This window comes from Streptomyces sp. MnatMP-M17, from assembly GCF_900091995.1.
In the GTDB taxonomy this organism is placed as follows: Bacteria; Actinomycetota; Actinomycetes; order Streptomycetales; family Streptomycetaceae; genus Streptomyces.
Map to the genome: position 1 here is coordinate 1 of NZ_FMDK01000350.1, position 10,762 is coordinate 10,762.

Annotated in this window: 7 protein-coding genes; 6 read left to right on the top strand and 1 reads right to left on the bottom strand. The window is 65.8% G+C overall.

The features are described 5' to 3' along the window. Positions 1 to 1,920 precede the first annotated feature (1,920 nt). The 5 genes from GA0115259_RS16355 to GA0115259_RS40330 all read left to right on the top strand — a co-directional run bounded on the left by GA0115259_RS16355 (position 1,921) and on the right by GA0115259_RS40330 (position 9,560). Entirely contained in the window at positions 1,921 to 2,916 is a 996-nt protein-coding gene (locus tag GA0115259_RS16355; RefSeq protein WP_093597087.1) for a ParA family protein, read from the top strand. A gap of 808 nt (positions 2,917 to 3,724) precedes the next feature. Continuing rightward, positions 3,725 to 4,126, top strand: coding sequence for a hypothetical protein (locus GA0115259_RS39610; protein ID WP_141716587.1), 402 nt, complete (start codon positions 3,725 to 3,727; stop codon positions 4,124 to 4,126). Between the two features lie 419 nt (positions 4,127 to 4,545). Continuing rightward, positions 4,546 to 5,319 carry a hypothetical protein gene (locus GA0115259_RS16365; RefSeq protein WP_093597093.1) on the top strand — a complete coding sequence of 258 codons (774 nt, stop codon included), beginning with the start codon at positions 4,546 to 4,548 and terminating at the stop codon, positions 5,317 to 5,319. A 1,746-nt stretch (positions 5,320 to 7,065) separates the two neighbouring features. Next, a complete protein-coding gene (locus tag GA0115259_RS41880) occupies positions 7,066 to 8,250 on the top strand; it encodes a hypothetical protein (RefSeq protein ID WP_237540085.1) in 1,185 nt (394 codons plus the stop codon). An 86-nt stretch (positions 8,251 to 8,336) separates the two neighbouring features. After that, positions 8,337 to 9,560 carry a MarR family transcriptional regulator gene (locus GA0115259_RS40330; protein WP_237540087.1) on the top strand — a complete coding sequence of 408 codons (1,224 nt, stop codon included), beginning with the start codon at positions 8,337 to 8,339 and terminating at the stop codon, positions 9,558 to 9,560. A gap of 31 nt (positions 9,561 to 9,591) precedes the next feature. On the opposite strand, the gene GA0115259_RS16380 is transcribed toward GA0115259_RS40330, so the two are convergent. Further along, the gene (locus GA0115259_RS16380; RefSeq protein WP_093597099.1) at positions 9,592 to 10,137 is read right to left on the bottom strand and encodes a hypothetical protein; all 546 of its coding nucleotides are present in this window, start codon (positions 10,135 to 10,137) and stop codon (positions 9,592 to 9,594) included. Between the two features lie 354 nt (positions 10,138 to 10,491). On the opposite strand from GA0115259_RS16380, the gene GA0115259_RS16385 reads away from it, so the two are divergent. Then, on the top strand, positions 10,492 to 10,762 hold a 271-nt coding region (locus tag GA0115259_RS16385), incomplete at its 3' end, for a DUF2637 domain-containing protein (protein WP_256098021.1).

Consider the following 10,762-nt stretch of genomic DNA (forward strand, 5'->3'; position numbering starts at 1 on the left):
CCAGGCGCCTGCTGGCGACATCTACAGCCTAGGCAAGGTCATCGGCTGGCCGCTGACGGGTTTTCCCCCGAAACCGAACGTGCCGCTACTTCCGCCTGGGCCCTGGCGCGGCGTCGTACGGCGGTGCACCTATCGCGATCGCGGTGCCGATGCGCTTGGGGTTGGTCGTCTGTCCGCGGGGGCAGCGGCCGTCTGGCTTGGTGGGCGGCGCTTTCTCCTCACTGCTAGCGGACACAGCGCCGTCGTCGACCTCGCCGTCACCACCAGTGCAGAACGCGCCCGGGTGGCTGCCGACACGGCTGCGCCGGACCGCTTCGCGGGCCATCTCGGCATCGTTAACGTCCGATCCGGCGAGTGCCTTGAGCGCCTCATGCCACTGAGCGACGTCCAGCGCTCGCACGTTCCGGCCTTTCAGCGTCGTCGGCGTAGCGGCTGCTGCCGTGCAACCCACTCTCACTCCACTACACGAGCCGCAGACGCCTGGGCCATGCAGCGGTCGCTGACTGCCATGACTCCGCCACAGTAGGGGAGGACACCGACATGCCGGGTGCTCCGGCTCTGATCATGGCGTAGTGGCTCAGCTGAGGCGCCTCGGTGCTCGCGCCCCATCCGCTCTTCCGCTGACCTGTGTGTTGGGATGGCGTCAGTGGTGATGGGCACTCGAAGGCGTGGAGCATGGCATCCATCGTCCTGACTTGGATAGCTGGCTCCAGTGCATAGCGTATCTTCCCTCGGTCGGCGTTGCTCTTGAGCAAGATTGAGTCATGCGTTCAGAGCTGTCTCATAAACGGTGTCCCTTGGTTGACGAAGACGCCTATCTAGCAACCAGCATAGAGTCTTTACTCGTCTCGCTCGGTTATGACTATGCGCACCAGGTAGCTCAGGCGTTCACTCAGAAAGTGACTCACACGTACGGGCAGCGCCATTCACGTTCTTATTATACCTGCCGCATTAGCCATGCACTTTCTCTCTATGGAGATCACTATTTGTTCACAGAGTCGCCAGCGCCAATACGACTGCATCATCGACGGCGCTTTGCTGCGCACGACGATTACCTCTCCAGACGATACGCATTCTTGCAAATGCGAGCATTCGCCCTCATCAACGTGATGAGGAGTCCTTCATGACTTCACGCATCCCGTTTCTGCATTTCCGGATGTGCGCTTCACCTTTCTCCGGCACGCACGTCAAGTTCAAACTCCACCATCCACTCCATGCGGAATACACCTGCCCATCACCTCCGAACCTTGCTCCTCTTGTAGGGATCTTCGTAGGTATGTCGATAGCTACGTAGGCATCTCTGTAGGCATCCATGTAGGGATGTTCGAACCTCTGTAGGGATCGACACATGTAGTCAGCTCCGCCAGTAGCGACGCACGCTCCGCGCACCTCCATCCCCTCCATTCCGATGCCCCTCCTCGCCAACATGCGCAGTCACTCCCCTCACTCCCTACGCGCCTCACGCTCCCACTTCGCACTCTGCTTGCCCCCTCCTATCGGTCTGACTGAGGTCTTCGCTTGCTCCCACACCTAAACACTCGTCAGCCTTGCACCGCGTGGCCGCATTGACATCAGCCTGCACCTCCAGCCAGAAGTTCACGACGTCGCTCAAGCGTCAAAGTCCAGCCCCCGCCCTTCTCGCGTCAAACAACCCCAACGACACGCCGGTCGGCTTGCAACAGCGCCAACATTGATCGCACGTTCCTGTTATCGTCACCCGTGTCGCGTCGTGACACTGGCGATTGTCATCCAGGCCACGAAGCACACCACCAATGTCCGTTATACCCAACAGAGTGCACTCGTGACGCAACAACTGGCATGCACTGCCACTCCGATACACCCCGCCCTCGTGCCGCGACGCGACAGCCGCCTTGGTGTGTCCCGCGGCGCCCCTTCCCGTCTGTCCTGGAGGCCTTCGCGATGACCACAACCCTGGCGAGCGCCATCGACGTAGCAAGTGAGGCAACGCTCCCGGCACCAGTGGTGATCGCTATCGCCACTCAGAAGGGCGGTGTAGGAAAGACGACCTCCACGGTCAACCTCGGTGCCCGGCTTGCCATGGCTGGCTACAACGTGCTGATCGTCGACCTTGAACCCCAGGCGCAGGCTGGCACGGCACTAGGCATCACCCTTGGCGGCCTTGCAGACTCTGCCGCGAACGAGGCCGAGCTCCAGCGCTCCCTCGGCTTCATCCTGCAGATGGCGCTCCAGAAGTTCCCGCGCCCACACCTCAAGCAGGCGATGTTCGATCGAACCGCCGAGGTACTGGAGGACTTCGAAGGCCACGGCCAGCTCTGTGTACTCGCCTCCGAAGAGGCCTCCATGTCCGCGGCCCAGAACGCCTTTGTGACGAAGCCCTACAAAGAGATCGTCACCCTTCGAAACCTCCTCCTGCAGGAAGCACGAGGATTCCACTTCGTACTCATCGACACGCCCCCGGCCGTCTCTCATCTCAACGCAGTGGCGCTGGCTGCAGCCGACTACGTCGTGACCATCTGCACTCCTGAGTACCAGTCCATCAAGGGCGCCCTGGTCTTGAGCGCGGCCACGCACGCGGTGGCAACGAACACCGATGGCGAGTGCGAGCCCCAGCTTCTTGGCGCTCTCCTCAACCGTTCCAACCCAGAGTCTGCGTGGACGAGCCAGGACGTGGACATCCGAAATGGGATGATCGGAGACGGCATCAACGCGGGGCCCGGGCGTGGCCTCTTCCCGTTCGTCACAGACGTTCGACGCGACGTCCGCATCTCGGAGTCGTACATCTACGGCAAGCCGGCAGTAGTCCGGTTCCCCAACCATTCGTGCGGCAAGCAGTACACGAGCGTTGTCGAGGAAATCCTGGATCGCATCCAGCTGCCGCGACAGAAGTGGACCATCGCCGACCCGGTCCTCATCGAGGAGAACGCCGATGCCTGAGGAAGTCGAAGCTAGCGGAGGAGAACCGCAGCCCAGGAAGAAGGCAGCGAAGAGAGCACCCAAGAAGGCAACTCTTCGGCCTCGACCCGACCTCCTCAACAATCCAGCCTTGTCAGGCGCCGCAAGCGTCGCCGCTCGTTCGGTGCTCGGCCAAGGTGCTGGCGCTGCTCCAGTCATGGCCGCCACTCCACCGGCCGCAACGCCCCCTGCCTCAGACGCCTTGAGTGTGCCAGCACCCAGCACGCCCCCCGATGCAGCGGGTTCGCCGGTCGCGCAGACCATCGCCACCGAGGCCGAACAGGCTCCCACCACGGACCTGAACGGGCAGGCACACAGCAATCCTGATTCAGCGACGGCCACCGTTCCGGCGGAGGAGCCCCATCATCCGCCGGCGGTAGAAGTGACATCCGGATTGGATCGAGCTCCAGCCGCCGAGCCAAGCTCCGCGCCAGTCATCTCGAACGCCTCTCTCGGAGTGGTTCCATCCAAGACGCCGCCTCCTGTCTCTCAGGACAGTCCGGCCGAAGGCGCTGAGAACGCTGAGACACCGTCCGAACCCGGCGACCAAGCCTCAAAGGGTTCTCCTGAGGTCGCTGCCTCCGACGATCGCACTGTCGAGGATCTTGCAGAAGAACAGCCCGGCGACGTGGGGGAGGGGGCAACTCAATCCGACCCATCAAGTGGTGAACAACGAGGGGCTCGGGGAGCGTCCTCTGGATCACGTCGGAGGCGCTCAACCTCGTCGCGTCAGGCTTCCTCCGTAGGGCCCGCGCACAAAGCCCTCCTCAGCTCTTGGCGCAGTAGCAGAGTGGACCTCAAGCTCCGGCGCGACGCGTGGCAGACCCATCCGTTCCGCTTCGCAGCCGACCTAGTGACTGTTCTGAGCAAGCGAGTAGCACAGGACTGTTCTTCATCCGGCAAGGCCTTGACCGCCGCGCAATACGTCGATGCGGCAATGAGCTTGTACCTCCCAGAGACCATAGAGGAACAGCTGGAACTCGCAGAGGACTTCCTCCTCTCCCGTGAAACCGACGTAGGTACGGGAAAGCAAGCCAGCCATCGGGTCAGCCCGGAGGTTTATACCCTTGCTGCACCCCTTGCCAACGATCTGCGCCAAGCCGGGCACGCACGGATCGCTGTGCACGTCTACTCGGGCGCCCTTGACAAATTCCTCCAGGATCTTGAGGCAGAAGGGCCGCTCGGAAAGTAACCCTGAGCCTTCACGCTCCGCAGAGGCGCCGACCACACCCAAGGGTGGTCGGCGCTTCCATGTTCGCGCAGCACCTCGCCCCTTCTTCGAACTCTTGCCGCAGCAGCCGTCTTCATAGGTAACTCGGTAGCTACCTCTGTAGGCAGGTAGGCATGTGCGACGTTTTCTCTGTAGGCATTCCTGTAGCTATCTCTGTAGGCATCTTCGAGAGTTCCCGTGTTCGTATCGTTCACCCCTCCTGAGCGCCTCGACTCTGACGCGACGCGACACGGAATCACGTAGCTAAAATCAGACAACTAGGGCAAAAGCCCAGCTCGGATCGAAGAATTGACGACCAGTCCGTGTCGCGTCGCGACATGAAACCGGGTGAGGATGCGCTACGGTGATCCACAGCTTTACGTACCCACACTGGAGACGCCTTGTCCGCCTACGTGCAGCCGGCCGTTCTCGCGAACATGGCCAAACTCAACCGCTCCTGGGTCACGAAGGCCACCCAACTCGGCCTCGTCAACTCGAGTACCCTCGACGGTGAAGACCTCATCGTCGTCCGCGTGTTCGCCTTTGTTGACCAGCTGGTCTGGCCGGGAAGGAAGCGGTCGAGGAGCGAGGCTCGGGCGATGGAACCCTGGCAGTCGCTGGCTGTCAACGCAGCTCGAGCGGCCGCGCGTGACTCTGCCACAAGGATGGACTCCATCCTGTGGATCACCCCAGAAGGGGTGGCGGTCACCAACGACTTCGGCGCCCACTCCACGTTTGTGCTTGAGCACCAGCGGTCGAACTTCGTCGCTGTGCCCATCGGCGAATGGATCGCCGAACTGCCGCCAAACCTTGAGACCATCTTCCACTGGCCACGCAGGATCCAGGAAGCTGCGATCACCGTTCACGACACGGCAATTGCTCTGCTCGCGTTCAGCACCATCCCGCAGCAAGTCACCGTGTTCGCCACGTCAGACAAGGCCATCGAGGACGCCGCGTACGAGAAGGTCAGGCAGCACACGTCGGCGCAGCATCCCGACTCGGCTATCCGCATCATCGAGCGACGGACTAACGAAGCACAGTCCCCTTGGTTCGAGCTCTACGACCTCCCTGGTGGAGGGCTTGTACGACGCCCAGTCGACGAGACGAGCCTCCTCAACGAATACGGGCCTCAGCTCAAGAAGTTCGGACACCGTCCGGATCGGGAGGCAACGTGACGTTTCAACCCCTCCACCTTGAAGCCAACGGCTCGAGACGACAGCCGAGCCATGGCTTCAGCGTTGGGCTTCCCCTGCAAGAGCACCGTTCACAAAGAGGCGCCCTGCAGGGGCTCACATAGCAGTACGGCCCGGGATCTGCGGTCCCGGGCCACTGCTGTTGTCGAGGAGGTGAGGAAGAACCGACATCCCTAGCTGAATCACGTCGCATGCCCGGCTTTCCTGCTATGCCCTAGCTGGCCGGGTGGCGATGACGGACGTCCACTTCCTCCTCGACAGGAGCAGATCATAGCTACCCGGACGAGGGCTGGCTCAGTCATGCCTCAAGCAGGCAGGGGTCCTCAGCCTAATACGACTAAATGTCCATCTTCTGTGGCTCATCCCTCTCGTTCCGCCTCGCGCTGGCGGTCACGTCCCAGCTTGGACGCAGTAGGCAACGGCATTGGTGGACTTAACCACCCTCTGCGTCTCGGGAGGGTGATGCGGACGCGGCTTTCGGCTGCGGTGCGCGCGTTGGTCGCAGATCCGCGGCTGGCTGGTTGCACGCACGCGCAGGTGCTGGCGTCGGTGGTGTTGATGGGGAAGACCAACCACGGTTCTGGTCGGGTGCAGACGACGGCTCGGGAGTTGGGTCGGTGGCTGGGTCTTGGGGAGTCGAGTGTCGATCACGATGTGTTCCCGGGTCTGTCCGCGGCGAAGGCGGTGACGACGGAGGTTGTCACGGCGTCGAGCGGGCGGGTCGAGGGGGTGTTGTGCTGTGTGGAGCCCGTGTGGGAGGTGCGCGGTGAGTTCGGGGCTGCGCTGGCGCTGACGAAGAAGGAGTTCGCTGTCCTGCTGGCCCTGTTGGAGGCGTTGTTCGCTCCGGGGTGGACGGGGGTCGACACTCCTGCAGGCCTGCTTGCGGATCGCCGGGGGCGGGGTGCGGCGACGGACAGGTTGGCGTTGCTGCTGCTGGTGCTGCACGCGCGTGAGGACGGAACTGTGCCTCTCGTGGGTGGGACGGTCAAGGACGGGCGTGGTCGGTGTGCGGCGACGATGGCGCGGTTGTTGGGGTGTTCGGTGTCGGGGGCGAGCAAGGTCCTGACGCGGCTGCGGCGGTGGGGAGTTGCGGAGACGCCGTCGCGTCGTACGAGTGCGGGGATGCGCGGCAAGCAGCTGCTCTTGTTGCCGGCAGTCGCCCAGGCATCGGCTGCACGACGGGGGTCCTCTGAGTCCGTGCTTTCTTCTCCGGAAGACTCGGGCGGGGTCGGCCCGGCCGTTTGTCCGGGGTGCGCTGCCTCGGAAGCGGCCGGTGCGAGGGAGGAGCTGGCTCCGTTGGCGGGGGAGGGGTGGTGCCAGGAGTCGTTGGAGGACCTCCTCTATGGGCGCCCCGATGCTGCACCCGGAGATCATGAAGCGCCATCTGAGGAAGAAGGTGCAGGTCAGCAGCCAGAGAGTCGCGGTGTCGAAGGTTCCGAGCCCGAGATCGTGGGGCGCTCCGATGCCGCGTCCCTACACACCAAGCACTCTGGGGTGGCTGAGGTTCTAGATGAGGGTGCGGGTTGTGGTAGGTTTTCCGGCTCTGCCGTCAGGGGCGGAGGTGGTCTGCGGGAGCGCGCGGGTGCGCGCGAGGACGCAGGCAGTTCATCAGCTGCTGGCCGGAGCCAGGCTGTGAATGGCCCGCTTCGCGGGGACAAGCAAGATCAGCTCGGGTCTGTGCAGGGTGCATCAGGCCCAGGGCAGGAGGTGTTCGCTCGCCCGGTATCGGTGCCTGAGGATCTCGGTGAGGCGCTGGCGCCGGTAGCGGGCTTGTGGGCGCGGCTGGGCGGGTCGAGTACGCGGGCGTGGCTGGCCACTTTGGTGCGGGGCGAGGTCGGGCGGCTGCGGGGGCTGGTGGAGCCGGAGCTGGCCCAGCGGGTGCTCGCGGAGCGGTTGCAGCGGCGGCTGGATGAGCAGCGCCATCCGGTGGTAGATCCGGTGGGCTGGCTGCTGAAGCGGGGGTTGCCGCAGCAGCCCGGGTGCTGGCAGAGAGTGTGTGACGAGGGTGTGCGAATGGACACCCGTGGGGTCTGCGAGAGCTGTCGGGTCCTGGTGGGGGACCGGCGAGGGCTACGGCAACGGGTGGCTGACGAGCTTCTTGAGGAGCGGTTGTCGGGTCGGCTGGTGCTCGCGGAGCGGAAGGTGGGCCGGGAGGCTGAGCGGCGGCTGCAGAAGGCCGTGCGCGAAGAACTCACGCGCAAGGAGGCGGCCCGGGAGCGGACGGCGGCGGAGCAGGTGGTGCGGGAGGCCTCGTACGAGCTCAAGCGGCAGGCATTCGCGGAGTCGGAGTGGGAGCGGACGGCGGCGCCGTGTGCGGACTGCGGGCTGGAGGGGTCGGCCGGGCTGTGCCTGGGGTGCACAGAACACCGTGGGATCAAGGTCGCGGTTGACGAGGCGACCGCTTTCGCGTTGGTGCTGACGTTTGACGCCGGTGATGGGCCCGGCACCCGGGCGTTGTGGCGGGAATGCGAGCGGGCGACGCGCACCGTGCTGGAGGAACGGCTGCTGCGGCTGCGGGCGGAGGGCCACGATGTGACGTCCGTGGCGTTCGCCGGGCGGCGGCTGATCGAGGAGTTGCGCGACCGGCGACGGCGCACGGCGATGGAACGGCTCAAGCAGCACGAGGAGGCCGACCAGGCCGCGCGGAGGGCCGGAGCCTGCCTGCTCCGCAAGCAGTCCGAGCCGCACACGCCGCAGGCTCGTCAGGCTGTACGGGAAGCGGCGGAGGCGGCCCGGGCGCGGGTCGCCGAGCGGTGGCTGGGCGAGTTGCTCGCCCAACTGCACTCCATGCGCCCGCCCTGCAAAGAGCCGTCGGCCGAAACCACCGACTGGAAACGGGTGTTGCCCGAGCTGGCGGCGCAGGCGCTGCCCGAGGACGCGTCGTGTGCGCTGTTCGAGCAGGTGAGCGCATGACGGCCCGGTCCGTGCCGGAGCGGCCGGCGGGTCGTGGCGGCCGGTATGAGGTGCCGGTATGGGAGCGGCGGGGGCTGTCACAGAGAATGCGTCGGCTGCTGCTGGAGGGAGATGTCACCGGCCGGTACGGCGGCGCCACCGACTCCGATGCCGGCTACCGCCTGACCATGGCGCTGGCGGTGGGGTGTTCGCAGCCGGGCCGGGCCTGGACGCCGGCCGACTTCTTCCGGGCGCTGCTCTACACGCCGACGGCCGGCGGGGCATGGGCGCGGCGCCTGCGCGAGCGCAAAGGCACCGACTACGCGGAGGCGAAGCTCACCGCGATGCTCGACAGGGCGCGCCAGCTCGTCGCAGGGGCCCCTGCGATCACGTGCCGCCAGGACGCGCTGGAGGCGATCGAGACGGTGCGGCAGGTCGTGGAGGAGCGGGAGTGGCCGGGCGCTGGCGGTGCGGGCAGCGACCTGAAGAACCTGATCGCCCGCCTCAGCCTGTGCGAGCGGGCCGGTGGGCTGGATCACGCGGCGTCGGTTCGGCAGCTGGCCGAGGCGATGGGCTGTGCGCGGGCCACCGTGGAGGCGAGCAACCGCCGCTTGGTCGACGGCGGCTGGCTGGTGCTGCTCAAGAGCGGCTCGGGCAAGTTGCACGGCTCGATGTGGCGGCTGAAGATCCCCGACCCGGAGCGCTCCCGAGGGGCGCGGGAGGTGGTAGGTGGTGGTGCGCGAGTAGGACGGTCACCAGCTGCGGGGTACCGGGGGGCAGGAACTGTCCTAGCCACGCACACCACCGACACCCGGACAATCGGCTCGCTGATGCACCACGACGCCTTCCACCACCACGGCCACGGCCTGTCCGGCGCCCGCATCCTCGCTTGTCTCGACCCGCTCGACGGAATCGACGTCCACGCCCTGCGAGAGGCGACCGGACTGCACCGCAGCACGGTGACGCGCAGGTTGCGCCGCCTGGTCGACGACGGCTTGGTCGCCGAACTCGGCGGCTACTACTACCTGGCTTCCGCGCTCGCCGGACCAGCACGTCTGCACCCTGACGAGGACCTCCTCGACCACAGTGCCCACCAGCGTGGCACCAGCGGACGCAGCCGCGCCCGCCGTGAACGCCACCAGAGCGAACGCGCCTACTACCAGCATTGGCTCGCTGAACGCACCCCGCGCCGGCGCCAGCGCGGGTCGAAACTGGTCCCCGACAGCGTCATCGACCAGAACACGGGAGAGATCCTCGACGAACGGTGGCGCGGCTGGGACCTGTCCGACCCCCGCCACCCCACCTTCCCCACACCAGCACAGGCGGCATAAACGTGCCCATGAGAATCGGAGCGGGATACGGTCAGTCGAGGGTGGGCGCATCGAAGGTGAACGCCGGGTCGGCGACCTGGATCATGAAGCTCGCCAGGATCCTGCGGCCCTGGCTGGGCGGATGAACGAGCACTGCCTCCAGCGCGACGGTGAGGTGGGCCCGGGCATACTCCACGCTCGGCTCGAACAACTCGCCCAGCGGGCCCAGCGAGGGGTGAGCGCACAGATGCCGGTCCTCACGCAGGCGTTCCAACTGCATCTTCTGCGTACAATCGATCAACTCAAGCTTCTGGGCGGTCTCCAGGATGCTCCGCTCGATGCCGAGCATGATGTTCACCGCGTCGGCCTGGCCGGGCTGCTGGGCCCGCTCGACATCCCCGACCAGGACCCGGGCATCGCTCTCCCCGTCCTCCTCGAGGATCTCCGCCTTGTGGATCAGATCAGCGCACACCGCCGTCCAGGTCAGCACGATCGCCCCACGCGCCGCTCCGGAGGCGTAACAGCGGTGAGCTTCCCGCACCAGGGGCCGCACGTCCGGGTTGAACACCCGGGCCGCCCGCTCTTCCCGGTCCAGCATCCACTCTCCTTATGCGTTACTGACTGCGGTCGGGCAGGCTGGCATACGGATTCCGTCCGGCACAGGCGAAGCGATCGACTGATTGGCCTCGTCCCCCGTCCTGCGCGCACGATCGGGGCAGGCAGCTCACCCTCCGCTGCGGCGCACCGGTGAAGGGGCGGCGCAATCCTCCGGTCCTGCCACACTCCTGGGGGCACGCGCTGCGGCACCGGCCCAAAGATCTGCTGTCCCTGTCCACAGGGTCGGCCGCGGACACTTCCCTCATTCAGCGGCTGAAGAGGGGGGACGAGCGTGGCGCACACCGGCAACCGACGAAACGGCCCGTTGAGAGCACCCCAACTGGCCCTAGCGGTCATTGCTGTTGTGGGGGCGGTCATCATTGCCGCGATCGGCTTTGTCGGCTCCTACGCGGCGGTGCGGGACCTGGCCGAGCGCAAGGGCTTCGGAACCTTCGCGGTCCTCTTCCCGATCGGTATCGACGCGGGCATCTGTGTCCTGCTCGCGCTCGACCTCCTGCTGACCTGGATCCGTATCCCCTTCCCGCTGCTGCGCCAGTCGGCGTGGATCCTGACCACCGCCACCATCGCCTTCAACGGCGCGGCGGCCTGGCCGGACCCGCTGGGCG

What these genes read in the sequence shown, in the direction of transcription:
- GA0115259_RS16355 (WP_093597087.1), top strand. Translation starts at nt 1,921, where the DNA reads ATGACCACAACCCTGGCGAGCGCCATCGACGTAGCAAGTGAGGCAACG.
- GA0115259_RS16380 (WP_093597099.1), bottom strand. Translation starts at nt 10,137, where the DNA reads ATGCTGGACCGGGAAGAGCGGGCGGCCCGGGTGTTCAACCCGGACGTG.
- GA0115259_RS40330 (WP_237540087.1), top strand. Translation starts at nt 8,337, where the DNA reads ATGCGTCGGCTGCTGCTGGAGGGAGATGTCACCGGCCGGTACGGCGGC.